Annotated in this window: 1 rRNA gene; it reads left to right on the forward strand. The window is 53.6% G+C overall.

Features of this window, described 5'->3' with window-relative positions:
* Positions 1–182 precede the first annotated feature (182 nt).
* Positions 183–276: ribosomal RNA gene (locus IG84_RS0137520) — 16S ribosomal RNA — on the forward strand; the annotation flags it as partial.

Genomic DNA, 276 nt, shown 5'->3' on the forward strand with positions numbered 1-276 from the left:
GCGTCCGTTCCTTGAGAACTCAACAGCGTGCCAAAAGTCAACGCCAGATATGTTGATACCCCGTCTCCAGCATCAGCTGGGACGAGGTTCCTTTGAAAAACACAGCGAGGACGCTGTGAACCATCGGACTATTCCTCCGATGGTTCCGCTCTCGTGGTGTTCAACCGGATTACCGGTAAACATTCACGGAGAGTTTGATCCTGGCTCAGGACGAACGCTGGCGGCGTGCTTAACACATGCAAGTCGAACGATGAACCTCCTTCGGGAGGGGATTAG

This window comes from Streptomyces ochraceiscleroticus (assembly GCF_000720485.1).
Classification (GTDB): domain Bacteria; phylum Actinomycetota; class Actinomycetes; order Streptomycetales; family Streptomycetaceae; genus Streptomyces; species Streptomyces ochraceiscleroticus.